The following is a 24,697-nucleotide window of genomic DNA, read 5'->3' as shown; positions in this document are numbered from 1 at the left end:
GGGCACCGCGGCGATCACCCGGCCCATCACCGGCAGCAGGCCGAGGATCACCAGGAACAACCCACCGGTGGCGACCACGTAGCGGCTCTTGATCCCGGTCACCGCCACCAGGCCGACGTTCTGGGCGAAGGCGCTCTGGGTGAAGGAGCCGAAGATCGGCGCCAGCATGCTGGAGAACATGTCCGCGCGCAGGCCGTTGCCCAGGCGCCGCGAGTCGACCTTGGTGTCGATGATCTCGCCTACCGCGAGGATGTCCGCCGAGGTTTCCACCAGGGTCACCATGATCACGATGCACATCGAGATGATCGCGGCGACCTGGAAGGTCGGCATGCCGAAGTGGAACGGCGTGGGAAACGCCACCAGCGGGCCTTCGGTGACCTTGGAGAAGTCGGCCATGCCGAGGAACACCGCGATGACGGTGCCGATGACCATCGCCAGGAGGATCGACAGGCGCGAGATCGAGGCGCTGCCGAGCTTGCTCAGCAGCAGCACGATGACCAGGGTGATCGCCGCCAGGCCGATGTTGGCCATGCTGCCGAAGTCCGGCGCGTGGCTGTTGCCGCCCATCGCCCAGCGCGCGGCGACCGGCATCAGGGTCAGGCCGATGGTGGTGATGACGATGCCGGTCACCAGCGGCGGGAAGAATTTGGTGATGCGCGAGAAGATCGGCGTGATCAGCAACCCGATCAGCGAGGCCGCCATCACCGCGCCGAGCACTGCGGGAATGCCGCCGCTGCCACCGCTGCCAATGATCGCCACCATGGTCGCCACGCCAGCGAAGGACACCCCCTGGACCAACGGCAACTGACAGCCGAAGAACGGCACGCCGAGGGTTTGCAACAGGGTCGCCAGGCCGCCGGCGAACAGCGAAGCGGCAATCAGCAGGCCGATGTCGCCGGGCGCGAGGCCGGCGGCCTGGCCGAGGATCAGGGGGACCGCGACGATACCGCCATACATGGTCAGCACATGTTGCAGGCCGTAGGCCATGTTGGCGCCGACACCGAGGTTCTCGTCTTCAGGCCGTGGAACGGGTGGGGTTCCGGAGGACGTCGTTTTCATGGTGCGCTGTTCTCGCTTTTATTGTTGTGCGCACACTGTAGACAATTCGATCCGAAAATATCCAGACAAATGTATACAAAATTTCCGACAAATCTGTGACAGCGCTGGTGCCAGCCACTTCCGCTCGCGCGCTTATCCGCGCGCCAGACGGTTTCCTTCCTGCTGCACCATCCTCCCAGCCCCGACCAACGGCCATGGGCCCGCGCCGAAGGGCATTAATGATAGAAAGCCGCCCTCCATCCCGCCAGCGAGCTATCAGCAATTCTTCCACAAAAAGTTGATGAAATTCACATTTCAGGAATTACGCCAGGACAGCCCGGAAAGCGCTCCTAGTCTGGCAGTCAGGCCGTGCCCGAGGCGGCATTTCGGGCAATAGCGCCATGCCATCAACGGCTTATCGATCATCGCCTCACAAGGAACGGAGTCTCATGAGCAACAAGAACAATCTCAGATACGCACTCGGCGCCCTCGCCCTCTCGGTTTCCGCCGCATCCCTGGCGGCACCTTCGGAAGCGCAACAGTTCACCGAGTTCTGGACGCCCGGCAAACCCAACCCGTCGATCTGCAAATCGCCGTTGCTGGTCAGCACCCCGCTTGGCCTGCCGCGCTGCCTGCAAGCCAGCAACGTGGTCAAGCGCCTGCAGAAGCTGGAGGACATCGCCAGTCTCAACGACGGCAACCGCGCCGCCGCCACGCCGGGCTACCAGGCCTCCGTCGACTACGTGAAGCAGACCCTGCAGAAAGCCGGCTACAAGGTCAGCGTGCAGCCCTTCCCGTTCACCGCCTACTACCCGAAAGGCCCGGGTAGCCTGAGCGCCACCGTGCCGCAGCCGGTCACCTACGAATGGGAGAAGGACTTCACCTACCTGTCGCAGACCGAGGCAGGCGACGTCACCGCCAAGGTGGTCCCGGTGGACCTGTCCCTCGGCGCCGGCAACACCTCCACCAGCGGTTGCGAGGCGGAAGACTTCGCCAACTTCCCGGCCGGCTCGATCGCGCTGATCCAGCGCGGCACCTGCAACTTCGAGCAGAAGGCCGAGAACGCCGCGGCCGCCGGCGCCGCCGGGGTGATCATCTTCAACCAGGGCAACACCGACGACCGCAAGGGCCTGGAGAACGTCACCGTGGGCGAGTCCTACGAGGGCGGCATCCCGGTGATCTTCGCCACCTACGACAACGGCGTGGCCTGGTCGCAGACCCCGGACCTGCAGTTGCACCTGGTGGTCGACGTGGTACGCAAGAAGACCGAGACCTACAACGTGGTCGCCGAGACCCGTCGCGGCAACCCGAACAACGTGGTGATGGTCGGCGCGCACCTCGACTCGGTGTTCGAAGGCCCCGGTATCAACGACAACGGTTCGGGCAGCGCCGCCCAACTGGAGATGGCCGTGCTGCTGGCCAAGGCGCTGCCGGTCAACAAGGTGCGCTTCGCCTGGTGGGGCGCCGAGGAAGCCGGCCTGGTGGGCTCGACCCACTACGTGCAGAACCTCGCCCCGGAAGAGAAGAAGAAGATCAAGGCCTACCTGAACTTCGACATGATCGGCTCGCCGAACTTCGGCAACTTCATCTATGACGGCGACGGTTCCGACTTCGGCCTCCAGGGTCCGCCCGGCTCGGCCGCCATCGAGCGCCTGTTCGAAGCCTACTTCCGCCTGCGCGGCCAGCAATCGGAAGGCACCGAGATCGACTTCCGCTCCGACTACGCCGAGTTCTTCAACAGCGGCATCGCCTTCGGCGGCCTGTTCACCGGCGCCGAGGGCCTGAAGACCGAAGAGCAGGCGCAGAAGTACGGCGGCACCGCCGGCAAGGCCTACGACGAGTGCTACCACAGCAAGTGCGACGGCATCGCCAACATCAACCAGGACGCCCTGGAGATCCACAGCGACGCCATGGCCTTCGTGACCAGTTGGCTGTCGCTGTCGACCAAGGTGGTCGACGACGAGATCGCCGCCGCCGGCCAGAAAGCACAATCGCGGTCGCTGCAGATGCAGAAGAGCGCCAGCCAGATCGAACGCTGGGGTCACGACTTCATCAAGTAACCGCGACTACCCTGCGCCGGGCCGCCGGCGCAGGTTCCCCATCCAGGCCCGGCTCATCCACCGGGCCTTTTTTCATCGGCGCGCGATCACTCCACCGCTTCCAGCAGGGTCGCCACGCCCTGGCCGCCGGCGATGCACTGGGTGGCGATGGCATAGCGCCCGCCGGTGCGCCGCAGCAACGCAGCGGCCTTGCCGGTGATCCGCGCGCCGGTGGCGCCCAGCGGATGACCGATGGCCAGGGCGCCGCCATCCAGGTTGATCCTGTCCATGTCCAGCCCCAGTTCGCGGATGCAGGCGATGGATTGGCTGGCGAAGGCCTCGTTGATCTCCACCAGGTCGATGTCGGCGATGCCCAGCCCGGCCCGTTGCAGAACCTTGCGCGTCGCCTGCACCGGCCCCATGCCCATGATCTCCGGCGCACAACCGGCCACCGCCACCGCCTTGATCCGCGCCAGGATCGCCAGCCCGTGGCGGCGCGCGAAGTCCTCGCTACAGACCAGCAGCGCGGCGCTGCCATCGGTGAGCGGCGACGAGGTGGCGGCGGTGACGCTGCCGCCGAACGCCGGCTTCAACTGGGCCAGGCTCTCCAGGTTGGTACCCGGGCGGATGCAGCCATCCTCGGCGACCCGGCCGGCGGGGGTGTCGATGGCGACGATCTCCTCGCGCAGCAAGCCGGCCTCGCGCGCGGCGACTGCCTTGGCGTGGGAGCGTACGGCCATCTCTTCCTGCTCGACGCGGCTGACGGCGTAGCGCTCGGCGACATTCTCGGCGGTCTGCCCCATGCTCATGTATACCGCCGGATAGTCCTGCAGCAACGCGGGATTGGGCGACAGGTTGAAGCCGCCCATCGGCACCCGGGTCATCGACTCTACCCCGGCGGCGATGAAGGCTTCTCCGGCGCCCAGCAGGACTTGCCCGGCGGCGTAGTGGACGGCGCTCATGGACGAACCGCAGAAACGGTTGAGGGTCGCACCGCCGAGGCTCTGCGGGAAGCCGGCACGGAAACTGGCGATGCGCGCGATGTTCATGCCCTGTTCCGCCTCCGGATAGGCGCAGCCCATGACCACGTCCTCCAGCAGCGCAGGGTCGAGATCGAGTTTCTCCACCAGCCCCTTGAGCACCGCGGCGGCCAGGTCATCCGGGCGGATATCGACCAGCGCGCCTTTCCTGGCGAAGTGGAACGGCGAACGGGCGTAACCGGCGATAACGACTGAAATCGGCGACATGAGGATATCTCCGTGAGATGGATTGGCTGGATCGCAGGAAGATATTACGCGCATAATATTTATTGAATTACAGTCGAAATACAATTTGACCGAAAAAGCCGCAGGACTCGCCGAAACGCCCTCAGACTTCGTTCAATTCACTGATATGCCGATACTCGGCCCCCAGTTCCCGGGCCAGGCGCTCGGCCTTGCCCAGGCGCAACGGGCCGCTTTCGAGGTCGACCAGCAGGCTCGGGCAGGCAGCCTCCGGCAGCGCCGGCCAGTCGCGCAGACGGCCGTCGGTAAGCACCAGCAGACGCTGATGCTCGGCGGGTTTCTGCCGCTGTCGGCGCGCCAGCCAGCCAGCGGCCTGGTGCAGGGCGTCGAGCAGCGGCGTACCGCCGCCGGCGCCCAGCTGGTGCAGCCAGTCCTGCAACTCCCGCGAGGCCTTCTGCCCCTGCCAGAGCCATTGCGCCTGCTGCCCGGTGGCATGCAGCACGGCCAGGCGGATGCGCTGCCGATAAGCCTCCTCGAACAGCGTCGCCAACACTCCCTTGGCCTGGGCCAGGGCGCCGTACCGGCGGGTGCTGGCGGAGGCATCGACGATCACCAGCCAGAGTTCGCCCGGGCGCCGGCTGCGCGGCTGGCGAAGCAGGTCGCGACGCTGTCGGGGACGTCCACGCAGCAGGGTCGGCAACCATTGGATGGCGCCCTCCGCACCCTGGCTCAGGGCGCCGCCAAGTCCGCCGCGCAGGGCTCCGGGTCTGCTCCTGGCATCCGCACCCATGACCGAGCGCGGGCGGATGCTCAGGGCTTTTTTGGCCAGCGCGGCAGCTCGCGGGCGGTCCCCATGGCCACCGGCCGAGCCGGCAATTCGCCCCACTGCCCTTCGCCGTCGCCGGTGCGCTCCGGGAGCGCGACAGGGGCCGCCGCGGGCGGTGGCGGTGGATTGGCCGCCGATGATGGCGGGTTCGACTGGCGACGGCGATGCAGCAGGGCGAAATGTTCCACCGCATCGATGTCCTCCGCCTCGATCCGCTCGCCGCCGCGCCAGGCCGCATGGGCGCGCGCCGCGCGCAGCCAGACCAGGTCGGCGCGCAGGCCATCGACAGCCGCCTCGAAGCAGCGTCGAGCGATGCTGTCCAGCGCCGCATCGTCCAGGGGAATCCGCGCCAGCCGCCGGCGCGCCTCGGCGCAACGGCGGCGCAGGGTGTCCTGCTGGCCTTCCCAGCGTTCGACGAAGGCCTGCGGGTCGGCATCGAAGGCCAGCCGGCGACGGATGATCTCTGCCCGCTCGGCCGGCGGCGGCTGGGTGTCGAGACGCACGTTGAGGCCGAAACGGTCGAGCAGTTGCGGGCGCAGTTCGCCCTCTTCCGGGTTCATCGTGCCGATCAGCACGAAACGCGCCGGATGCCGGTGGGAAATGCCATCGCGCTCGACCAGGTTGACGCCGCTGGCGGCGACGTCGAGCAACAAGTCCACCAGGTGGTCCGGCAGCAGGTTCACTTCGTCGACGTAGAGCACGCCGCCGTCGGCCTTGGCCAGCACGCCTGGGGAAAACCGCGCGCGACCTTCGCCGAGGGCGGCGTCCAGGTCGAGGCTGCCGACGATGCGCTCCTCGCTGGCGCCCAGCGGCAGGGTAACGAACTCGCCCGCCGGCAGCAGTTCGGCGACGCCCCGCGCCAGGGTCGACTTGGCCATTCCGCGCGGCCCCTCGATCAGTACCCCGCCGATCGCCGGATCGACCGCGGCCAGGCACAGCGCCAGCTTCAGTTCGTCGGCGGCGACCACGGCGGACAGGGGGTAATGCACGGTAGCGCTCATGGGGATTCCTGCGGCGGACGGACGGAAATACGGACCGCCAAGTCTATCAGGCCGGCGGCGCCGGTATCGAACCGTGAAACAGTCGTTGAACCGGCCGCCTCGCTTGCAGTAAGCTCGGGACTCGTTCACGGGAGAAACCCATGCCGCACACCCGCCATCCGCACCTGCATTCCAGTGCCTCGCGCCCTGGTTTGTCGTTGCGCGCGCGTGCGCCGCAGGCACCCCGTGCCGCGTATTTCTTCGGGTATTGGTTTAGCCACTCCGGCGCCTGATACCCCAACGGCGCCCACGGTATACGGGACGCCTACCCTGCACACGCAAACCCCCGGTCGGCTCCCCGACCGGGGGTTTTGTTTTTCCGGCCCGTTTTTCCGGCCCACAAGGCCACAACCACAGACCAACGCACAGGACATCGATCATGACCGCATACCGCTACCGCACTGGCTACCCGCTCAACACCTGGCGATTTAGCGACGGCCGCCAGCCGCTTGCCAACCCACGACATTGCCGAACACCTCGATAGGGCACGACGCGCGCGGGACGCCCGCCGCCAGCCCAGGAAGCCAGACCATGAACTCATCCGTATCCGCACTGACCACCCTTTCGCCGAACGTCCAGGCCGTCGCCCTGCCCAGCGCCACTGCCCGTACCGCCCTGGAACGCCTGCCCAGCCCGCTCGAACTCAAGGCCCGCCAGCCGTTGCCGCTGGAGCTGGCCAGCCAGGTCGCCGCCAGCCGCGACGCCATCCGCGCCATCCTCGACGGCGACGACCCGCGCCTGTTGGTGGTAGTCGGTCCCTGTTCGATCCACGATCCCCGCTCCGCCCTCGAATACGCCGAACGCCTCGCCGCGCTGAGCGACGAACTCGACGGCCAGTTGTTCCTGGTGATGCGCGCCTACGTGGAAAAGCCACGCACCACGGTGGGCTGGAAGGGCCTCGCCTACGATCCGCACCTGGATGGCAGCGACGACATGGCCGCCGGCCTGGCGCTGTCCCGGCAACTGATGCTGGACATGCTGCGCCTCGGCCTGCCGCTGGCCACCGAACTCCTGCAACCGCTGGCCGCCGGCTACTTCGACGACCTGCTGAGCTGGGCGGCGATCGGCGCGCGCACCAGCGAATCGCAGATCCACCGCGAGCTGGTCAGCGGCCTCGGCCTGCCGGTGGGCTTCAAGAACGGCACCGACGGCGGCGTCGGCATCGCCTGCGACGCGATCCGTTCGGCGGCCCACGGCCACCGCCATTTCGGCCTCGACCCGCACGGTCACCCGGCGCTGATCGAGACCCGCGGCAATCCGGACACCCATGTGGTGCTGCGCGGCGGCCGCCACGGTTCGAACTACGGCCCCGAGCAGGTGCAGGCCGTGCGCCAGGCCCTGGAAAGCCAGGGCATCGCCACGCGGATGATGGTCGATTGCAGTCACGCCAACAGCGGCAAGAACCCGCTGAACCAGCCCGGCGTCCTCGCCAGCGTGCTGGACCAGCGCCTGGCCGGCGCCAGCGACCTGGTCGGGGTAATGCTGGAAAGCCACCTGTTCGACGGTTGCCAGGCGCTTGGCGGCGAACTGCGCTACGGCGTCTCGATCACCGACGGCTGCCTCGGCTGGGAAGGCACCGAGCGGATTCTCCGCGACGCCGCCCGGCGGCTCGCCGAGCGGCGCTGAAAGCGGCGCGAGCGGCCATGCCGCTCCGCTATTCCTCTTCGACGTCCAGCAGCAGGTTCTCCAGGGCCTCGCGATAGGCTCCCGGCTCCTGCCAGAGCCCGCGCCGCTGCGCCTCCACCAGGCGCTCGGCCATGTCGCGCAGGGCCTGCGGATTGTGCTGGCGGACGAACTCGCGGGTCTCCGCATCGAGCAGGTAGGCGTCGGCCAGCAGCGCGTACTGGTGGTCGTCGATCAACTCGCTGGTGGCATCGAAGGCGCACAGGTAGTCCACCGTCGCCGCCAGTTCGAAGGCGCCCTTGTAGCCGTGGCGCTTCATCCCGGCGATCCACTTCGGATTCACCGCCCGCGCCCGCACCACCCGGTTGAGCTCTTCCTTGAGCGTGCGGATGCGCGGGTTGTCCGGCTGGCTGTGGTCGCCGTGGTAACTGGCCACCGGCGCGCCGCGCAGGGTTTCCACCGCCGCCAGCATGCCGCCCTGGAACTGGTAGTAGTCGTTGGAATCGAGCAGGTCGTGCTCGCGGTTGTCCTGGTTGTGCAGCACCGCCTGCAGGCGTTCCAGGCGCTGGGCGAAGCGTTCCCGCGCCGGCGTGCCGTCGTCGGCGGCACCGTAGGCGTAGCCGCCCCAGTTCAGGTAGACCTCGGCAAGGTCGGCGCGGGTCTCCCACAGCCGCTCTTCGATTGCGCCCTGCACGCCGGCGCCGTAGGCACCCGGCTTGGCGCCGAAGATCCGCCAGCCGGCCTGCCGGCGCGCCTCCGCCGGCGCCGTGCCCTGCGCCTCGAGGCGCTGGCGTTCCAGGCGTACGCGAGCGGCCAGCGGGTTCAGCTCCTCCGCCTCGTCCAGCTCGGCGACCGCCTGCACCGCCGCATCGAACAGGCGGATCAGGTTGGCGAAGGCGTCGCGGAAGAACCCGGAGACCCGCAGCGTCACGTCGACCCGCGGGCGGTCCAGCAGGGAGACCGGGAGTATCTCGAAATCGGCGACGCGCTGGCTGCCGGCCTGCCAGACCGGTCGCACGCCGAGCAGGGCCAGGGCCTGGGCGATGTCGTCGCCGCCGGTGCGCATGGTCGCCGTGCCCCACACCGAGAGGCCGAGCTGGCGCAGGTGATCGCCATGTTCCTGCAGGTGACGCTCGAGCAGCAGGTTGGCCGACTGGAAGCCGATGCGCCAGGCGGTCGGGGTCGGCAGGTTGCGCACGTCCACCGAGAAGAAGTTGCGTCCGGTGGGCAGCACGTCGAGTCGCCCGCGACTCGGCGCGCCGCTCGGACCGGCCGGTACGAAGCGCCCTTCGAGGGCTGCCAGCAGCCCGTCGATCTCGGCCCCGCCACAGGCGTCCAGGGTCGGTGCCACCTGTTCGCACAAGCCGCGCAACACCTCGCCGCTGGCACGCCAGGTGGCAGGCGGCGATTCGCCGCCCAGGCAGCGTTCTATCCAGTGCAACGCCAGCAATTCCAGGCGTTCGCGGGTATCCCCGAGAGTACGCCAGGGCTCCCCGCCCCGCTCTTCCAGGCAGGCAGGCCGCGCGCCCTGCCAGGCCTCGCCCATGTCGCAGGCCAGCGGATCGAAGCCCAGGCCAAGGTCGTCCGCCAGGCTCTTCAGCAACCCGGCGTTGGCGCCCTTGCCATCGCCGCGCGGAACCCGCAGCAGCGCCAGCAGGGTATCCAGGCGCAATCGCCCGCTCGGCGACTCGCCGAACACATGCAGGCCGTCGCGGATCTGCGACTCCTTCAGGTCGCAGAGATAGGCGTCCAGCTGCGGCAGCCAGCTGTCCGGATCGTCGCTGAGCTGCAAGCCGATCTCGCGGTCGAGACGGTTGTCGCGCAGGAGGACGAGAATCTCGCCGCGCAACTGTTCGGCGCGGCGCGGGTCGAGCAGCGAGGCATCGTAGAACTCGTCGGCCAGGCGCTCCAGGTCGCGCAGCGGGCCGTAGCTCTCGGCGCGGGTCAGCGGCGGCATCAGGTGGTCGATGATCACCGCCTGGGTGCGGCGCTTGGCCTGGGCGCCCTCCCCCGGATCGTTGACGATGAACGGATAGATGTTCGGCAGCGGACCGAGCAACGCGTCCGGCCAGCATTCGGCGGACAGGCCGACTCCCTTGCCCGGCAGCCATTCCAGGTTACCGTGCTTGCCGACGTGCAGCAGGGCATCGGCGCGGTAGGCGTGGCGCAGCCAGAAGTAGAACGCCAGGTAGCCGTGCGGCGGCACCAGGTCGGGATCGTGGTAGACCGCCGCCGGATCGAGCTGATAGCCGCGCGCCGGCTGGATGCCGACGAAGGTCAGGCCATAACGCAGGCCGGCGACCATCATCCGTCCGTCGCGGAACATCGGGTCCTGTTGCGGCTCGCCCCAGCGCGCCAGCACCGCCTGGCGATTGCGCTCCGGCAGGCGTGCGAAGCAGGCCAGGTAGTCGTCCAGCGCCAGGCTCTGGGCGCAGGGCCGTAGGTCGAGATGCTCCAGGTCGTTGCTGACGCCGCCGAGCAACTGGCGGATCAGCTCGGTTCCGCTGGCGGGCAGTCCGTCGACCGGATAGCCCTGCTGGCGCAGGGCACGAAGGATGTTCAGCGCCGCCGCCGGGGTGTCCAGGCCGACGCCATTGCCGATCCGGCCATCGCGGGTCGGGTAGTTGGCCAGCACCAGCGCCACCCGTTTTTCCGCGTTTGGCTTGCGCGCCAGCTCGGCCCAGCGCCGCGCCAGTTCGGCGACGAAATCCATGCGCTCGTCGTCGGCGAGATAGCAGACCACGTCGCTCTCGCTGCGTTCGCTGCGCCAGGCCAGGCCCTTGAAACTGATCGGCCGGGTGACGATGCGCCCGTCCAGCTCCGGCAGCGCCACGTGCATGGCCAGGTCGCGCGGCCCCAGGCCTTGCGGGTTGTCCAGCCAGAGCGGGCGGTTGTCCAGCGAGCAGATCGCCTGCAATACCGGCACGTCGCGACGGAACGGACGCAACTCGGGCGCCTCCGGATTGGACTGGGCGAAACCGGTGGTATTGACGATCAGCGCGGCGTCGCTGCGCTCCAGCCAGTCTTCCACCTGCGCCAGGCAGGCGCTTTCCTTGAGGCTGGCCAGCGCGATCGGCAACGGGTTGAGCCCCTGCGCCGCGAGGCGTTCGCAGAAGCGTGCGATGAAGGCGGTGTTGGCTGCCTGCAGGTGGGTGCGATAGAACAGCAACGCGACCACCGGACGCCCGGCCTGCCAGTCGGCACGCCAGTGTTCCAGGGTCGCCTCGGCATGCCGTGGATGGAACAGTGCCACCCGCGGCAGCGCCTGCGGTTCGCGCCAGGCGTAGTCGCGGCCGAGGCACTGGCTGGCCAGGCAGCGGTAGAACTGCCCGGCGTTCTCCAGGCCGCCCTGGCGCAAGTATTGCCAGAAGCGCTCGGCCTGCTCCGCCGGCAGGTTGCCAAGGGCGCTCAGCTCCGGGTCGGGGCGGTCGTCGCCGGGCACCGGGATCAGCAGCGCGCCGCGCTCGGCCAGCGCCACCAGTTGCTCCACGCCGTAGCGCCAGTAGCCGATGCCGCCGTGCAGCGAAAGCAGGATCACCCGCGCGTGCCGCAGCACTTCCTCGACGTAGAGGTCCACCGAGGCGTGGTTCTGCAACTGCATGGGGTTGGCCAGGCGCAGGCTCGGGTAGTCGTCCGGCAGCGCACGGGCGGCCTCGGCCAGCAATGCGAGGTGCGAATCGCCGCTGCAGAGGATCACCAGCTCGGCGGGAGTCTGGGCCAGGTGGGAGATGCCGTCGTCGGGAACGAAGCCGCCGGGTTGGGTGCGCAACAGGTGCATGGACGTTCTACCGGTAGGACGCAAGAAGCTGGGGCCGGCGAATCGCCATCGCCGGCCCCGGCCGGGGATCACGGATCAGGCAAGCGCTGTGCGCAGCTGGTTGGCAATGGCGGCCTGGTCCAGCTCCTGGCCGATCACCACCAGCCGGGTGCTGCGGACTTCGTCGGCCAGCCACTTGCGGTCGAAATGCCTGTCGATGCGCTTGCCGACGCCCTGTACCAACAGGCGCATGGGCTTGCCCGGAATGGCGGCGAAACCCTTGATGCGAAGTATGTCGTGACGCTCCACCAGCTCGCCGAGGGCCTCGAGCAGCGCAGCTTCCTCCACCTCGGGGAGATCGACGTGGAAGGAGTCGAACTCGTCGTGGTCGTGGTCCTCGTGGCCTTCGTGGTCGTGGTGGGTCGGCCGGCCGTCGATGTGCAGCTCGGCCTCGGCGTTGAGTCCCAGCAAGACCGGCAGCGGCAGCTCGCCCCGGCTCGCCTCGACGATCTTCACCGCCGCCGGCAGCTCCCCGGCGATCTCCGCGCGGACCCGCGCCAGGGCCTCGGCGTCGAGCTGGTCGGCCTTGTTCAGGATCACCAGGTCGGCACTGGCCAACTGGTCCTCGAACAGTTCGTGCAGCGGCGATTCATGGTCGAGGTTGGGGTCCTGGCGGCGTTGCTGGTCCACCTGCTCGGGATGGGCGGCGAAGGTACCGGCCGCCACCGCCGGACTGTCGACCACGGTGATCACCGCGTCGACCGTGCAGGCGTTGCGGATTTCCGGCCACTGGAAAGCCTGCACCAGCGGCTTGGGCAGGGCCAGGCCGCTGGTCTCGATGAGGATCTGGTCAAGGTCGCCGCGGCGCGCCACCAGCTCGCGCATCACCGGGAAGAACTCTTCCTGCACGGTGCAGCACAGGCAACCGTTGGCCAGCTCGAAAACGCGGCCCTGCGCCTCTTCTTCGCTGCAGCCGATGGAACATTGCTTGAGGATCTCGCCGTCGATGCCGAGTTCGCCGAACTCGTTGACGATCACCGCGATGCGCCGGCCTTCGGCGTTGTCCAGCATGTGCCGGAGCAAGGTGGTCTTGCCGGCGCCGAGGAAGCCGGTGACGATGGTGACGGGGAGTTTCGCCAGGGTTTTCATGGGCAGCCCCTTGTTCAGCTCGGCGGGCATGCGGACGAGTGGCGCGGACGCAGGGGCCGCGCAACGGATTCGCCACCGGATCACCCCGCCCGGTTGTATGGAAGTCTTGTCCCCGGGCATCGCGCCACGGGATCGACGAGGCAGGTCTCCTGGCTCACGGTCTGGCGTCTCCGCCGGTTCCCCGCCTTCCCGCGTCACGCAGTGGCATTGGGGAACGATCGCCGTTCACAGTTGCGGGGGCAGCCGCGGCATCGACCGCGTTCCCTCTTAGCCCCGCCGTCGCCGGCGAGGAACCTCGAACCGGCAAGGCTACGCAGTGCGCGGGCCAGGGTCAATCGGGCCGGTTGACGCCCGGCGGTCCTTCATGCTGTCCTAGGCGGGTTGTCCCAGGTGTCTCGTGCCGGCGCGCACGAGGTGAAACGGGAAGCCGGTGACGCTCTCCGAGCCAGTCCGGCGCTGCCCCCGCAACGGTAAGCGCATCGCGCGCGAGCCCGGAGACCGGCCTGGAACCTTTCGTTTGATTCACCCGCGGTGGGCGGGCGCAAGCGTGAAGCGGGCCGTCCGGGCCTGTTCCTCGTGCGTACTCCTCTGCCACGCCCATGCCAATCCAGAGGGAACGCACCATGTCCAGCAGCACCCTGGCGCACGCCAGTTCCACCACCTCCCTGTCGAAGCGACTGAGCCTGGCCATCGGCGCCGGCCTGCTCGGCGCGCTGCTGGTCTATTTCGCCGGTTTCTCGCACATCGACGCAGTACACAACGCCGCCCACGATACCCGGCACAGCTCCGGCTTCCCCTGCCACTGAGTCGCGAGAGAACCAGAATGATCAAGCGCATCGCCCAGACCGCCGGCTTCGCCGGCCTGCTCGCCGCCCTGCTGCTGACCCTGCTGCAGATTCTCTGGGTCACCCCGCTGATCCTCGAGGCGGAGACCTACGAAAAGAGCGAGCCGGTCGCGGCCCAGCCCCACGAACACGCCCCCGGCGTCGCCGCCCATGTCCACGACGAGGAGGCCTGGGAACCGGAGGACGGCTGGCAGCGTACCCTCTCCACCACCGGCGGCAACCTGGTGGTGGCGGTCGGCTTCGCCCTGATGCTCGCCGGCCTCTTCACCCTGCGCGCGCCGGGCCAGACCTCGCAGGGCCTGCTCTGGGGCCTGGCCGGCTACGCGGTGTTCTGCCTGGCGCCGTCGCTGGGCCTGCCGCCGGAGCTGCCGGGTACCGCCGCGGCCGACCTGGTGCAACGCCAGTACTGGTGGATCGCCACCGCCGCCGCCACCGCGGTGGGCCTGGCCCTGCTGGTGTTCGGCGGCAACTGGCCGCTGAAGCTGGTCGGCGCCGTCCTGCTGGCGCTGCCGCACCTGTTCGGCGCGCCGCAGCCCGAGGTCCATGCCAGCCTGGCGCCGGAAGCCCTGGCCCAGCGTTTCGTGGTCGCCTCGCTGGTCAGCAATGCGCTGTTCTGGGCCGCCCTCGGCCTGGCCGCTGCCTGGCTGTTCCGGCGCAACCGGGGCGGCGTCGACGCCTGACCGCCTGCCACCCGCGACCCTTGCCGGTCGCGGGTCCATAGTGCCTCTCCTTCCATTTCCTCCGGTGCGCGCATGCCCCTGCCCATCCCCAGCCTGCTGATCGCCGGCATCGGCTGCCGCCGAGGCTGTAGCGCCGAGCATCTGCGCGCGCTGCTGGAGCGAACGCTGGGCGAACACGGGCGCAGCCTGGCCGAGCTGGACGCCCTCGCCAGCATCGACGGCAAACGCGACGAACCCGGCCTGCGGCAACTGGCCGCGCTGCTCGAACGCCCCGTGCATTTCCTCGCACCCGCCGTCCTGCACGACTACGAGCCGCGCCTGCTCAGCCCCTCCGCCGTCGCGCTGCGCGAAACCGGCTGCTCCAGCGTCGCCGAGGCCGCCGCCCTGGCCCTGGCCGAACGCCTGGGTGGCGGTCGCGCCGATCTGCTCGGGGCGAAACGCAGCGACGATCGGGCGAGCATCGCCCTGGCACGTCTTCTCACCGAACGAGAACTCCCATGACCGTCTATTTCATCGGCGCCGGTCCCGGCGACCCCGACCTGATCACCGTCAAGGGGCAGCGCCTGATCCGCCAGTGCCCGGTGATCCTCTACGCCGGCTCGCTGGTTCCGCAAGCGCTGCTCGAGGGGCACCAGGCCGGCCAGGTGGTGAACACCGCCGAGCTGGACCTCGAACAGATCGTCGAGCTACTCGCGCAAGCCCATCGCCGCGGCCTCGACGTAGCCCGCGTGCATTCCGGCGATCCCTCCCTGTACGGCGCCATCGGCGAGCAGATCCGCCACCTGCGCGAACTCGGCATCCCCTATGAGATCGTCCCCGGGGTCACCGCCACCGCCGCCTGCGCCGCCCTGCTCGGCTGCGAGCTGACCCTGCCCGAAGTGTCCCAGACGCTGATCCTGACCCGCTACGCCGCACGCACGAAGATGCCGGAAGGCGAGAGCCTGGGCGACCTGGCGCGGCACCGGGCGACCCTGGCGATCCACCTGGGCGTCGCCCACCTGGCGAAGATCGTCGAGGAACTGCTGCCGCACTACGGCGCCGACTGCCCGGTCGCGGTGATCCACCGGGCCAGTTGGCCCGACCAGGAACAGGTTCGCGGCACCCTCGGCGACATCCTGCCCAAGGTCGCCGCCAGGAATTTCCGCCGCACCGCGCTGATCCTGGTCGGCGAGGTGCTGGCCGCCGAAGGCTTCGCCGACTCTTCGCTGTACCGCGCCGAGCATCGACATCTCTATCGACCCGGCGAATGAACCGCCGTCCTTAGGTTCGGCGCCGACCACCGGCAGCACGCCTAGACTCGTCACAAGGCTTGCGACAGCGGGCCGGCACGGCTAGCGTTCAGCGCTGGCCCCTTTTTTCCTGAAGCCTTCGGACACCCATGAAACGATTCCTCCTCGGTCTGGTTCTGCTGCTGGCGGTCGCCGCCGGCGTCCTCTACTTCGTCCCGGCTACCCTCCTCGCCAGCGTACGCACCGTCGAGCGCGGTCTCGCCGGTCTCAGCGAGCACAGCGTGCAGGTCGACAACCTGGAGATCGCCTACCTGGAAGGTGGCTCGGAAAAGAACCCGACCCTGTTGCTGATCCACGGCTTCGGCGCCGACAAGGACAACTGGCTGCGCTTCGCCCGGCCGCTGACCGAGCGCTACCATGTGGTCGCCCTCGACCTGCCCGGCTTCGGCGACAGCAGCAAGCCGCAACAGGCCAGCTACGACGTCGGCACCCAGGCCGAGCGAGTCGCCAATTTCGCCGCCGCCATCGGCGTGCGCCGCCTGCACCTGGCCGGCAACTCCATGGGCGGGCACATCGCCGCGCTCTACGCGGCGCGCCATCCGGAACAGGTGCTATCGCTGGCGCTGATCGACAACGCCGGGGTGATGCCGGCGCGCAAGAGCGAACTGTTCGAGGACCTGGAGCGCGGCGAGAATCCCCTGGTGGTGCGCCAGCCGGAAGACTTCCAGAAGCTGCTCGACTTCGTGTTCGTCCAGCAACCGCCGCTGCCGGCGCCGCTCAAGCGCTACCTCGGCGAGCGCGCGGTAGCCGCGTCGGCGTTCAACGCGCAGATATTCGAACAACTGCGCCAGCGCTACATCCCGCTGGAGCCGGAACTGCCGAAGATCGAGGCACCGACCCTGCTGCTATGGGGCGACCGCGACCGCGTGCTGGACGTCTCCAGCATCGAGGTGATGCGTCCGCTGCTGAAGCGGCCCAGCGTGGTGATCATGGAAAACTGCGGACACGTGCCGATGGTCGAACGCCCGGAGGAAACCGCGCAGCACTACCAGGCCTTCCTCGACGGCGTACGGAACGCCCAGGTGGCCGGTCGCTGAAAACGCGAACCGGCGCCTGGGCGCCGGTTCGGGGGAGCGGGAGCCGTCGCGAGGACGGCTCGGATCCAGGCCTCAGGCCTGGATCAGGTTGGCGATCTGCACGTCCGGGTTGACGTCCTGCTCGTAGTCGACCCCAGCGACCTCGAAACCGAACAGGTTGAGGAACTCGCTCTTGTAGCCGGCGAAGTCGGTCAACTCGTAAAGGTTCTCGTTGGTTACCTTGTCCCACAGCTCCTCGACACGGGACTGCACTTCCGGCTGCAGTTCCTTGTAGTCGGCACGCAGGCGGCCTTCCTCGTCGAGGCGCGGCTCGGCGCCGTACAGGCTCTCCCGGTACAGGCCGTCGACCTGCTCGATGCAACCTTCGTGGGTACCCTGCTCCTTCATCACCTTGAACAGCAGCGACAGGTACAGCGGCATCATCGGGATCGCCGAGCTGGCCTGGGTCACCACCGCCTTGAGCACCGAGACGCGCGCGTCGCCGCCCAGCGGGGCGAGCTTGTCGCGGATACCGAGGACCTTCTGGTCGAGATCCTTCTTGGCCGCGCCGATGGAACCGTTCCAGTAGATGTCGTGGGTGATCTTCTCGCCCAGGTAAGTGAACGCGGTGGTCTTCGCGCCGTCGGCTAGCACGTCGGCCTCCAGCAGCGCGTCGATCCACATCTGCCAGTCCTCGCCGCCCATCACCGCAACGGTATCGGCGACCTCCTGGTCGCTGGCCGCCTCCAGGACCACGTCCTTGATCACTTCCTTGTCGGTGTCCAGGCCACGGAAGCTGACCGACTTGCCGATCGGCTTGAGGGTCGAGGAGAACACTTCGCCGCTCTTCGGATGGGTACGGCGCGGCGCGGCCAGGCTGTAGACCACCAGGTCGACCTTGCCGAGATCGCGCTTGATGGTCTCGATGGTCAGCCGCTTCACCTCGTCGGAGAAAGCGTCGCCATTGATGCTGCGGGCATACAGGCCTTTCTCGTGGGCGAACTTCTCGAAGGCCGCCGAGTTGTACCAGCCGGCGGTGCCCGGCTTGCTCTCGCTGCCCGGACGCTCGAAGAACACCCCGAGGGTATCGGCGCCGGAACCGAACGCGGCGGTGATGCGGGCAGCCAGGCCATAGCCGGTGGAGGAACCGATGACCAGGACCTTCTTCGGTCCGTTGACGACGGGGCCCTTGGCCTCGACGTAGTCGATCTGTTGCTTGACGTTGGCCTCGCAGCCTGCCGGATGGGTAGTGACGCAGATGAAGCCACGCACGCGCGGTTTGATGATCATGAAAACCTCGGTTGCTAGATGCCGGAAAAGCACATTCAGGAGCTAGAGACGTCGCGCATTGTAAATGAGACACCTCCGCTTGGGCGGACCGAAGGCAGGAATCGTGACCAAAGGGTCACGCGTCGCAGCCCGGACATAAAAAAACCCGCTCCGGGGAGCGGGTCTTGTCGGCTTGGAATCGGGCTCAGACGGCCTTTTCCAGCTCCGGTACGGCGTCGAACAGGTCGGCGACCAGGCCGTAGTCGGCGACCTGGAAGATCGGCGCCTCTTCGTCCTTGTTGATCGCGACGATCACCTTCGAGTCCTTCATGCCCGCCAGGTGCTGGATGGCACCGGAGATACCCACCGCGATGTACAGCTGCGGGGCGACGATCTTGCCGGTCTGGCCGACCTGCATGTCGTTCGGCACGAAACCGGCGTCGACCGCGGCGCGGGAAGCGCCGACTGCGGCACCCAGCTTGTCGGCCAGGGCGTAGAGGATCTTGAAGTTGTCGCCGTTCTGCATGCCGCGGCCGCCGGAGACCACGATCTTGGCAGCGGTCAGTTCCGGACGGTCGGACTTGGCCAGCTCTTCGCCGACGAAGGCGGACTTGCCGGCATCGGCCGGGCCGGAAACCTGCTCGACGGCAGCCGAACCGCCTTCGGCGGCGACGGCGTCGAAGCCGGTGGTACGCACGGTGATCACCTTGACCGCAGCCGAGGACTGCACGGTAGCGATGGCGTTACCGGCGTAGATCGGACGCTTGAAGGTGTCGGGGCTGACCACTTCGACGATCTCGGAGATCTGGTCGACGTCCAGCAGCGCGGCGACGCGCGGCAGGAAGTTCTTGCCGTTGGTGGTAGCCGGGGCCAGCACGTGGCTGTAGTTCTTGCCCAGCTCGGCGATCAGCGGTGCGACGTTTTCCGGCAGTTGGTGGGCGTAGGCGGCGTTGTCGGCGACCAGCACCTTGGAGACGCCCTCGACCTTGGCGGCGGCTTCGGCCACGGCGGCAACGTTCTGTCCGGCGACCAGCACGTGGATGTCGCCGCCAATGGCCTTGGCAGCGGCAACGGTGTTCAGGGTGGCAGCCGCCAGGGCCGCGTTGTTGTGCTCAGCGATAACCAGGATAGCCATTAGATTACCTTCGCCTCGTTCTTCAGTTTCTCTACCAGTTCAGCCACGGACTTGACCTTGATGCCAGCGGAGCGTGCAGCCGGCGCCTCGACCTTCAGGGTCTTCACGGTGGAAGCGGTGGAAACGCCCAGGGCGTCCGGGGTCACCACGTCCAGCGGCTTCTTCTTGGCTTTCATGATGTTCGGCAGCGACGCGTAGCGCGGCTCGTTCAGGCGCAGGTCGGTGGTGACGATGGCCGGCAGGTTCAGCGCGACGGTCTGCAGACCGCCATCGATCTCGCGGGTCACGTTGACCTTGTCGCCAGCGACCTCGACCTTGGAGGCGAAGGTGCCCTGGGCGTAGCCGGTCAGCGCGGCGAGCATCTGGCCGGTCTGGTTGTTGTCGCTGTCGATGGCCTGCTTGCCGAGGATCACCAGCTGCGGCTGCTCCTTGTCGACCACGGCCTTGAGCAGCTTGGCCACGGCCAGGGAGTTCAGCTCGTCGTTGCTCTCCACCAGGATCGCACGGTCAGCGCCCAGCGCCAGCGCGGTGCGCAGTTGCTCCTGGGCGGCGGTCGGGCCGACGGAGACAGCGACGATCTCGGTAGCCACGCCCTTCTCTTTCAGGCGCACGGCTTCTTCCACGGCGATTTCGCAGAAGGGGTTCATGGACATCTTGACGTTGGCGAGGTCGACGCCGGAGTTGTCCGCCTTGACGCGGACCTTGACGTTGTAGTCGACCACTCGTTTGACTGCTACAAGAACCTTCATGGATTCCTCGTTATTCTCCGGTGAATAAGGATGTCGCCAGACAGGCCTGGCCGGTGATGCTCGCCGGCCGGAAACCGACACTCTGCTAGACAGCGACCGCAAAACCGCCCGTATCTTGACCGGATCACCCTTTTCGGTCAATACGGCAAAAGGGTGGTTTCCCCCCCTCGAATGCCGATTCTATCAGGCTTCCAAAGAATTCAAACAAACGTTTGTATTGGACCTGCCCATGCAGCTATATATAATGCGCCCGCTCTGATCAGGGAAAGATCTCAGCCACCAATAAACAGATACCGTGAGCCTTGAGTAGGAGATCGATAGTGGAACGCGAATACATGGAATTCGACGTCGTCATCGTCGGCGCCGGCCCCGCCGGTCTGTCCGCCGCATGCCGACTGAAGCAGAAGGCCGCCGAAGCCGGTCAAGAGATCAGCGTCTGCGTGGTCGAGAAGGGTTCCGAAGTGGGCGCCCACATCCTCTCCGGCGCGGTGTTCGAGCCGCGCGCGCTGAACGAGCTGTTCCCCGACTGGAAGGAACTCGGCGCGCCGCTCAATACCCCGGTGACCGGCGACGACATCTACGTCCTGAAGAGCGCCGAGAGCGCTACCAAGGTGCCCAACTTCTTCGTGCCCAAGACCATGCACAACGAGGGCAACTATATCATCTCCCTGGGCAACCTCTGCCGCTGGCTGGCCCAGCAGGCCGAAGGACTGGGCGTGGAGATCTATCCGGGCTTCGCCGCCCAGGAAGCGCTGATCGACGAGAACGGCGTGGTCCGCGGCATCGTCACCGGCGACCTCGGCGTCGACCGCGAAGGCAACCCGAAAGAAGGCTACTACACCCCCGGCATGGAGCTGCGGGCCAAGTACACCCTGTTCGCCGAAGGCTGCCGCGGGCACATCGGCAAGCAACTGATCAAGAAATACAACCTGGACAGCGAGGCCGATGCCCAGCACTACGGTATCGGCATCAAGGAAATCTGGGACATCGACCCGTCCAAGCACAAGCCCGGCCTGGTGGTCCATACCGCCGGCTGGCCGCTGAACGACGAAAATACCGGCGGCTCGTTCCTCTACCACCTGGAGAACAATCAGGTGTTCGTCGGCCTGATCATCGACCTGTCCTACAGCAACCCGCACCTGTCGCCGTTCGACGAGTTCCAGCGCTACAAGCACCACCCGGTGGTCAAGCAGTACCTGGAAGGCGGCAAGCGCGTGGCCTACGGCGCCCGGGCCATCTGCAAGGGCGGCCTGAATTCGCTGCCGAAGATGGTCTTCCCCGGCGGCGCGCTGATCGGTTGCGACCTCGGCACCCTGAACTTCGCCAAGATCAAGGGCAGCCACACCGCGATGAAGTCCGGCATGCTCGCCGCCGACGCGATCGCCGAGGCCCTGGCCGCCGGCCGCGAAGGCGGCGACGAGCTGTCCAGCTACGTCGATGCGTTCAAGGCCAGCTGGTTGTACGACGAACTGTTCCGCAGCCGCAACTTCGGCGCGGCCATCCACAAGTTCGGCGCTATCGGCGGCGGCGCGTTCAACTTCATCGACCAGAACATCTTCGGCGGCAAGATCCCCGTCACCCTGCATGACGACAAGCCGGACTACGCCTGCCTGAAAAAGGCCAGCGAAGCGCCGAAGATCGACTACCCGAAGCCGGACGGCAAGCTCAGCTTCGACAAGCTGTCCTCGGTGTTCCTCTCCAATACCAACCACGAGGAAGACCAGCCGATCCACCTCAAGCTGGCCGATGCGAGCATTCCGATCGAGAAGAACCTGCCGCTCTACGACGAGCCGGCCCAGCGCTACTGCCCGGCAGGCGTGTACGAAGTGGTGGCCAACGACGACGGCAGCAAGCGCTTCCAGATCAACGCGCAGAACTGCGTGCACTGCAAGACCTGCGACATCAAGGACCCGGCGCAGAACATCACCTGGGTGGCGCCGGAAGGTACCGGCGGGCCGAACTACCCCAACATGTAAGGCAAACGAAAAAGGCTCCCTCGGGAGCCTTTTTTCATGCTGCGCCTGTCAGTCCGGCTGCGGGCCGATGGGAAAGAACTCGCCGTGGCTCCAGACGCCGAGCCATTCGATGCCGTCGATCCGGCGCGGCACCGCCAGCTCGACCAGCTGGTAGAACACGTTGCGATGCACCAGCGCCTCGAGGTTGTCGCGCACCCGCAGGTAGGGCGTGGGTTCCTGGGTGCGGGGGTCGATCTCGACGCGCAGCGGATGCCCGGCGTCCGCCTCGACCTCGTCCTCGACGTTGGTGGCGAAGCGCAGTACCTGCGCCCCGCCCTCGCCCTGCACCTGCAGGGTCACCGCGACGAAGGGCGCATCGTCGACGCGGATACCGACCTTTTCCACCGGAGTCACCAGGAAATAGTCGTCGCCGTCGCGGCGAATGATGCTGGAGAACAGCTTCACCATCGGCTTGCGTCCGATCGGCGTGCCCAGGTAGAACCAGGTGCCGTCGCGGGCGATGCGCATGTCGATGTCGCCGCAGAACGGCGGATTCCACAGGCGCACGGGCGGCAGGCCCTTCTTTTCGCCCCTGGGGATCTGCGCCAGCAGGTCGTTGGCCTTGCCGGTATCACTCATAGCCTGTTCCTCGACTGTTCAGGCCCAGCAATTCCTGGGCGTATTGCTCCAGCGGGGGACGCAGCAGGTCTTCCGGGGTGGCGTCGTAGAACGTCAGGAAACCGCCGCGGCTGCGGATGGTCGCGCTGTCCACCAGGAAACGGGTGCTGGTCTCGATCAGCATGACCTGGATGACACTGCGATCGCGCCCGACCCGGCCGAGTTCCTCTTCGTCTTCCCACTCCTCCCAGTTGCCGATCCTGTTGTCGCCCCGGGCGAAACGGCAGTACAGCAGGTAGTGAGCGCCGGCGGCACGCGCCTCGCGCATCGCGTCGTCCAGGCCGAGCGGCGCCTTGGCGCGGCGCACCAGCGGGAAATACTCGACGAAACCTTCGAAGGCCTGCTCGGCCACCACGTTCGGCCGCGCGTACCGGTAGCCCGGCGGCACGAACGGGCCCTGGCCGATGTAGATGAAGGAGTCGGCCTGGATCCGCCGGTTGTTGCTGCGCTGGCTGGCGCTGTGATCGAGCACCCCGGCGTCGCGCAGGTAGTAGTCGGCGCCGTCGGCCAGGTCGCTGGGCTTCATGCAGGCGGACAGGCTGCCCAGGAGGAGCATCGCCAGGGCGATACGGAACAGGTGCAACATCGGTCATCTCCCCTGCCGGCGTCGGAAAACCGGCGAATGACGAGCCGATGCAGCTTCCGCGCCATCACAGGCCACGCTGCCACTCCTGGCGCAGGGCAGCGTGCTGCGGCTGCTCGATGGCCTGGCGGACCTCGGCCAGCAGGCGCGCCTTGTCGGCACCCAGTTCGCCCTTGAGCACCAGATAGTTGGAAGCGTGGTCGCTGCGAAATACCGTGTCTTCGAGCTCCAAACCCTGCAACAGGCGTTCGACCTCGACGAACAGGGCACGCCGATCCAGCGCCTCGGAATCGGCGAAGCCAGCACGGAAACGCTGCTCGCCGGTAGGGAAACTCACCACCAGGGTCGACAGGTACTCCGGCTGGGCGGCGTTCATCAGGCGCGCGGAGTTGTCCGCGTGCTGCGCGCTCAGGGTCATTCCGCCCAGACCGTTGAGGATCATCACCGAACGACTGATCCCCGCCTCGCCAAGCTTTTCCAGCGCATCCAGGGTAGAGGAATAGGTCTCGCCCTTGTTGACCCGCGCCAGCACTTCGTCGTCGCCGGACTCGGCGCCGACATAGGCCATTCGCAGCCCGGCGTCGGCCAGTTCGCGCAACTCGTCGACCGACTTCCTGCGCAGGTTGCGCGGCAGGCAGTAGCTGGATACCCGCTCCACCTCCGGCAAGTGCTCGCGAATCGCCTGCAGCACCGCGAGCAGCCGGCGGGTCGGCAATACCAGGGCGTCGCCATCGGCGAGAAACACCCGCTTGACGATCAGGCGCTCGCCGCAGCGGCGGATCTCCTCCAGTACCTCGTTCTCGTCGCGGGCGCGAAATTTCTTTTGCGGCTGGGTATACATCTCGCAAAAGCCGCATTTGTTCCAGGAACAGCCATTGGTCACCGGGAGGATCAGCGAATGCGCCTCGCTCGGGGGCCGGAACACCGGTTCGATGTAGTGGATGGGGAATTCACGGACACTCATCGGAGAACTCCTGAACGAACGTGGAGCCACCGGCGGATTCGCCGGAAATGGGCAGCCGACGTCCCGCCGGCGGATCGATGGGCGACGAGTATATCCCTGCCGGCAAAGAGTGCGCGGGGCGCAGTGACTGCGTCCCGGCACCACAGGTATCAGGCGCTGGGAGCGTCGCCTTCGCGCTTGCGCTTGTTGCCCATGCGCACGCCGATATCCATCAGGAAGTGGAAGAAACCTTCCTGGTCTTCCAGCACCTCGCGCCAGAACGGCGAGTGGTACAGCGCCACGGCGCCATGCACCAACGCCCAGGCAGCGCAATAATGGAAGTACGGCGGAACGTTCTCCAGCTTGCCGTCGGCGATACGCTCCTTGATCAGTTGGGTCAGGCGTTCGAAGTTGGAGGCGCGGATCTTGTGCAGCTCCTCGACCATCTCCGGCACCTGGCTGGTCTTCACCACCTTCTCTTCCAGGCGGTCGAACAGGCGGTAGCGCTGCGGATCGCGCATGCGGAACTCGAAGTAGGCGCGCGACAGGGCCTCCTTGTCGCGGGCTACGTCTTCGGAATGGAACAGGGCGGCGAGATCGCGCTCGTAGTCCAGCATCAGGCGCAGGTAGATCTCCGCCTTGGACTTGAAGTGCTTGTAGATCGTGCCTTTGCCGATGCCGACGGCATCCGCGATCATCTCGACCGTTACGCTGTCTTCCCCCTGTTCGAGGAACAGCTTGAGGGCGGTATCGAGAATCTCCTGTTCACGGCGACGAAATTCACGAACTTTGCGAGGCTCTTTCTGCATAAAAAGACTGTCAGGTCAAAATGAGTCAAAAATCGAAGCCGCGTATTATGC

21 protein-coding genes and 2 riboswitches are annotated in these 24,697 nt (G+C 67.2%); of the genes, 8 read left to right on the top strand and 13 right to left on the bottom strand.

The annotated features are described in order from the left end of the window. A partial coding sequence (locus tag HMPREF2716_RS19460) for a nucleobase:cation symporter-2 family protein (protein ID WP_070621987.1) occupies positions 1–1,059 on the bottom strand: 1,059 nt, incomplete at its 3' end. 428 nt (positions 1,060–1,487) lie between these two features. Between HMPREF2716_RS19460 and paaP the strand changes: the two genes are divergently transcribed. Next, positions 1,488–3,098, top strand: coding sequence for an aminopeptidase PaaP (gene paaP / locus HMPREF2716_RS19455; protein WP_003101464.1), 1,611 nt, complete (start codon positions 1,488–1,490; stop codon positions 3,096–3,098). An 86-nt stretch (positions 3,099–3,184) separates the two neighbouring features. Here the strand turns inward: paaP and HMPREF2716_RS19450 are convergent, their stop codons facing one another. The 3 genes from HMPREF2716_RS19450 to HMPREF2716_RS19440 form a co-directional block, all read right to left on the bottom strand. Continuing rightward, entirely contained in the window at positions 3,185–4,324 is a 1,140-nt protein-coding gene (locus HMPREF2716_RS19450; protein WP_003101465.1) for a thiolase family protein, read from the bottom strand. 121 nt (positions 4,325–4,445) lie between these two features. Beyond that, on the bottom strand, positions 4,446–5,090 hold the full coding sequence (locus HMPREF2716_RS19445; protein WP_003143686.1) for a vWA domain-containing protein: 645 nt from the start codon (positions 5,088–5,090) through the stop codon (positions 4,446–4,448). 20 nt (positions 5,091–5,110) lie between these two features. After that, positions 5,111–6,127, bottom strand: coding sequence for a magnesium chelatase ATPase subunit I (locus HMPREF2716_RS19440; protein ID WP_003143684.1), 1,017 nt, complete (start codon positions 6,125–6,127; stop codon positions 5,111–5,113). 570 nt (positions 6,128–6,697) lie between these two features. On the opposite strand from HMPREF2716_RS19440, the gene HMPREF2716_RS19435 reads away from it, so the two are divergent. Next, positions 6,698–7,792, top strand: coding sequence for a 3-deoxy-7-phosphoheptulonate synthase (locus HMPREF2716_RS19435; protein ID WP_003143681.1), 1,095 nt, complete (start codon positions 6,698–6,700; stop codon positions 7,790–7,792). Between the two features lie 28 nt (positions 7,793–7,820). Here the strand turns inward: HMPREF2716_RS19435 and cobN are convergent, their stop codons facing one another. Both cobN and cobW read right to left on the bottom strand, forming a co-directional pair. Continuing rightward, positions 7,821–11,567 carry a cobaltochelatase subunit CobN gene (cobN, locus tag HMPREF2716_RS19430; protein WP_070621986.1) on the bottom strand — a complete coding sequence of 1,249 codons (3,747 nt, stop codon included), beginning with the start codon at positions 11,565–11,567 and terminating at the stop codon, positions 7,821–7,823. Between the two features lie 75 nt (positions 11,568–11,642). After that, complete coding sequence (gene cobW / locus HMPREF2716_RS19425) at positions 11,643–12,695, bottom strand: cobalamin biosynthesis protein CobW (RefSeq protein ID WP_023119382.1); 1,053 nt, start codon at positions 12,693–12,695, stop codon at positions 11,643–11,645. Positions 12,696–12,816: 121 nt separating this feature from the next. Further along, positions 12,817–13,008, bottom strand: a riboswitch (cobalamin riboswitch). A 58-nt stretch (positions 13,009–13,066) separates the two neighbouring features. Continuing rightward, a riboswitch (cobalamin riboswitch) is annotated at positions 13,067–13,217 on the top strand. A gap of 101 nt (positions 13,218–13,318) precedes the next feature. Between cobW and HMPREF2716_RS19420 the strand changes: the two genes are divergently transcribed. The 5 genes from HMPREF2716_RS19420 to HMPREF2716_RS19400 all read left to right on the top strand — a co-directional run bounded on the left by HMPREF2716_RS19420 (position 13,319) and on the right by HMPREF2716_RS19400 (position 16,546). Further along, positions 13,319–13,501, top strand: coding sequence for a CbtB domain-containing protein (locus HMPREF2716_RS19420; RefSeq protein ID WP_003091059.1), 183 nt, complete (start codon positions 13,319–13,321; stop codon positions 13,499–13,501). A 17-nt stretch (positions 13,502–13,518) separates the two neighbouring features. Continuing rightward, on the top strand, positions 13,519–14,220 hold the full coding sequence (locus HMPREF2716_RS19415) for a CbtA family protein (RefSeq protein WP_023517786.1): 702 nt from the start codon (positions 13,519–13,521) through the stop codon (positions 14,218–14,220). Positions 14,221–14,292: 72 nt separating this feature from the next. Continuing rightward, positions 14,293–14,721, top strand: a complete 429-nt coding sequence (locus tag HMPREF2716_RS19410; protein ID WP_003102924.1) for a cobalamin biosynthesis protein — start codon at positions 14,293–14,295, stop codon at positions 14,719–14,721. Continuing rightward, complete coding sequence (cobM, locus tag HMPREF2716_RS19405) at positions 14,718–15,470, top strand: precorrin-4 C(11)-methyltransferase (RefSeq protein ID WP_003102926.1); 753 nt, start codon at positions 14,718–14,720, stop codon at positions 15,468–15,470. Before HMPREF2716_RS19410 ends, cobM begins: the two co-directional genes overlap by 4 nt. A 128-nt stretch (positions 15,471–15,598) precedes the next feature. Beyond that, positions 15,599–16,546 carry an alpha/beta fold hydrolase gene (locus tag HMPREF2716_RS19400; RefSeq protein WP_003091085.1) on the top strand — a complete coding sequence of 316 codons (948 nt, stop codon included), beginning with the start codon at positions 15,599–15,601 and terminating at the stop codon, positions 16,544–16,546. 72 nt (positions 16,547–16,618) lie between these two features. On the opposite strand, the gene fabV is transcribed toward HMPREF2716_RS19400, so the two are convergent. The 3 genes from fabV to HMPREF2716_RS19385 form a co-directional block, all read right to left on the bottom strand. Then, complete coding sequence (gene fabV, locus HMPREF2716_RS19395) at positions 16,619–17,815, bottom strand: enoyl-ACP reductase FabV (protein ID WP_003102929.1); 1,197 nt, start codon at positions 17,813–17,815, stop codon at positions 16,619–16,621. 184 nt (positions 17,816–17,999) lie between these two features. After that, positions 18,000–18,929: an electron transfer flavoprotein subunit alpha/FixB family protein gene (locus HMPREF2716_RS19390; protein WP_003091099.1), complete on the bottom strand. Its 930-nt coding sequence runs from the start codon at positions 18,927–18,929 to the stop codon at positions 18,000–18,002. Beyond that, positions 18,929–19,678 carry an electron transfer flavoprotein subunit beta/FixA family protein gene (locus HMPREF2716_RS19385; protein WP_003091107.1) on the bottom strand — a complete coding sequence of 250 codons (750 nt, stop codon included), beginning with the start codon at positions 19,676–19,678 and terminating at the stop codon, positions 18,929–18,931. Before HMPREF2716_RS19385 ends, HMPREF2716_RS19390 begins: the two co-directional genes overlap by 1 nt. 320 nt (positions 19,679–19,998) lie before the next feature. On the opposite strand from HMPREF2716_RS19385, the gene HMPREF2716_RS19380 reads away from it, so the two are divergent. After that, complete coding sequence (locus tag HMPREF2716_RS19380; RefSeq protein WP_003102932.1) at positions 19,999–21,654, top strand: electron transfer flavoprotein-ubiquinone oxidoreductase; 1,656 nt, start codon at positions 19,999–20,001, stop codon at positions 21,652–21,654. Positions 21,655–21,702: 48 nt separating this feature from the next. Here HMPREF2716_RS19380 and HMPREF2716_RS19375 read toward each other — a convergent pair whose 3' ends face one another. The 4 genes from HMPREF2716_RS19375 to HMPREF2716_RS19360 form a co-directional block, all read right to left on the bottom strand. Next, positions 21,703–22,272, bottom strand: a complete 570-nt coding sequence (locus HMPREF2716_RS19375) for a DUF1285 domain-containing protein (RefSeq protein ID WP_070621985.1) — start codon at positions 22,270–22,272, stop codon at positions 21,703–21,705. Further along, the gene (locus HMPREF2716_RS19370; protein ID WP_003091112.1) at positions 22,265–22,897 is read right to left on the bottom strand and encodes a DUF4823 domain-containing protein; all 633 of its coding nucleotides are present in this window, start codon (positions 22,895–22,897) and stop codon (positions 22,265–22,267) included. The genes HMPREF2716_RS19375 and HMPREF2716_RS19370 overlap by 8 nt, the downstream gene beginning before the upstream one ends. 64 nt (positions 22,898–22,961) lie before the next feature. Next, entirely contained in the window at positions 22,962–23,858 is an 897-nt protein-coding gene (locus HMPREF2716_RS19365; RefSeq protein ID WP_023517787.1) for a radical SAM protein, read from the bottom strand. A gap of 149 nt (positions 23,859–24,007) precedes the next feature. Then, on the bottom strand, positions 24,008–24,646 hold the full coding sequence (locus tag HMPREF2716_RS19360; protein WP_003091114.1) for a TetR/AcrR family transcriptional regulator: 639 nt from the start codon (positions 24,644–24,646) through the stop codon (positions 24,008–24,010). Between the last annotated feature and the right edge of the window lie 51 nt (positions 24,647–24,697).

The sequence above is a fragment of the Pseudomonas sp. HMSC076A11 genome (genome assembly GCF_001810205.1).
In the GTDB taxonomy this organism is placed as follows: domain Bacteria; phylum Pseudomonadota; class Gammaproteobacteria; order Pseudomonadales; family Pseudomonadaceae; genus Pseudomonas; species Pseudomonas aeruginosa.
This window is presented reverse-complemented; position numbering and strand designations above follow the sequence as displayed.

Excerpts from the sequence above, each read along its gene's own strand:
- paaP (WP_003101464.1), top strand. The coding sequence starts at position 1,488 with ATGAGCAACAAGAACAATCTCAGATACGCACTCGGCGCCCTCGCCCTC.
- HMPREF2716_RS19450 (WP_003101465.1), bottom strand. The coding sequence starts at position 4,324 with ATGTCGCCGATTTCAGTCGTTATCGCCGGTTACGCCCGTTCGCCGTTC.
- HMPREF2716_RS19445 (WP_003143686.1), bottom strand. The coding sequence starts at position 5,090 with ATGGGTGCGGATGCCAGGAGCAGACCCGGAGCCCTGCGCGGCGGACTT.
- HMPREF2716_RS19440 (WP_003143684.1), bottom strand. The coding sequence starts at position 6,127 with ATGAGCGCTACCGTGCATTACCCCCTGTCCGCCGTGGTCGCCGCCGAC.
- HMPREF2716_RS19435 (WP_003143681.1), top strand. The coding sequence starts at position 6,698 with ATGAACTCATCCGTATCCGCACTGACCACCCTTTCGCCGAACGTCCAG.
- cobN (WP_070621986.1), bottom strand. The coding sequence starts at position 11,567 with ATGCACCTGTTGCGCACCCAACCCGGCGGCTTCGTTCCCGACGACGGC.
- cobW (WP_023119382.1), bottom strand. The coding sequence starts at position 12,695 with ATGAAAACCCTGGCGAAACTCCCCGTCACCATCGTCACCGGCTTCCTC.
- HMPREF2716_RS19420 (WP_003091059.1), top strand. The coding sequence starts at position 13,319 with ATGTCCAGCAGCACCCTGGCGCACGCCAGTTCCACCACCTCCCTGTCG.
- HMPREF2716_RS19415 (WP_023517786.1), top strand. The coding sequence starts at position 13,519 with ATGATCAAGCGCATCGCCCAGACCGCCGGCTTCGCCGGCCTGCTCGCC.
- HMPREF2716_RS19410 (WP_003102924.1), top strand. The coding sequence starts at position 14,293 with ATGCCCCTGCCCATCCCCAGCCTGCTGATCGCCGGCATCGGCTGCCGC.
- cobM (WP_003102926.1), top strand. The coding sequence starts at position 14,718 with ATGACCGTCTATTTCATCGGCGCCGGTCCCGGCGACCCCGACCTGATC.
- HMPREF2716_RS19400 (WP_003091085.1), top strand. The coding sequence starts at position 15,599 with ATGAAACGATTCCTCCTCGGTCTGGTTCTGCTGCTGGCGGTCGCCGCC.
- fabV (WP_003102929.1), bottom strand. The coding sequence starts at position 17,815 with ATGATCATCAAACCGCGCGTGCGTGGCTTCATCTGCGTCACTACCCAT.
- HMPREF2716_RS19390 (WP_003091099.1), bottom strand. The coding sequence starts at position 18,929 with ATGGCTATCCTGGTTATCGCTGAGCACAACAACGCGGCCCTGGCGGCT.
- HMPREF2716_RS19385 (WP_003091107.1), bottom strand. The coding sequence starts at position 19,678 with ATGAAGGTTCTTGTAGCAGTCAAACGAGTGGTCGACTACAACGTCAAG.
- HMPREF2716_RS19375 (WP_070621985.1), bottom strand. The coding sequence starts at position 22,272 with ATGAGTGATACCGGCAAGGCCAACGACCTGCTGGCGCAGATCCCCAGG.
- HMPREF2716_RS19370 (WP_003091112.1), bottom strand. The coding sequence starts at position 22,897 with ATGTTGCACCTGTTCCGTATCGCCCTGGCGATGCTCCTCCTGGGCAGC.
- HMPREF2716_RS19365 (WP_023517787.1), bottom strand. The coding sequence starts at position 23,858 with ATGAGTGTCCGTGAATTCCCCATCCACTACATCGAACCGGTGTTCCGG.
- HMPREF2716_RS19360 (WP_003091114.1), bottom strand. The coding sequence starts at position 24,646 with ATGCAGAAAGAGCCTCGCAAAGTTCGTGAATTTCGTCGCCGTGAACAG.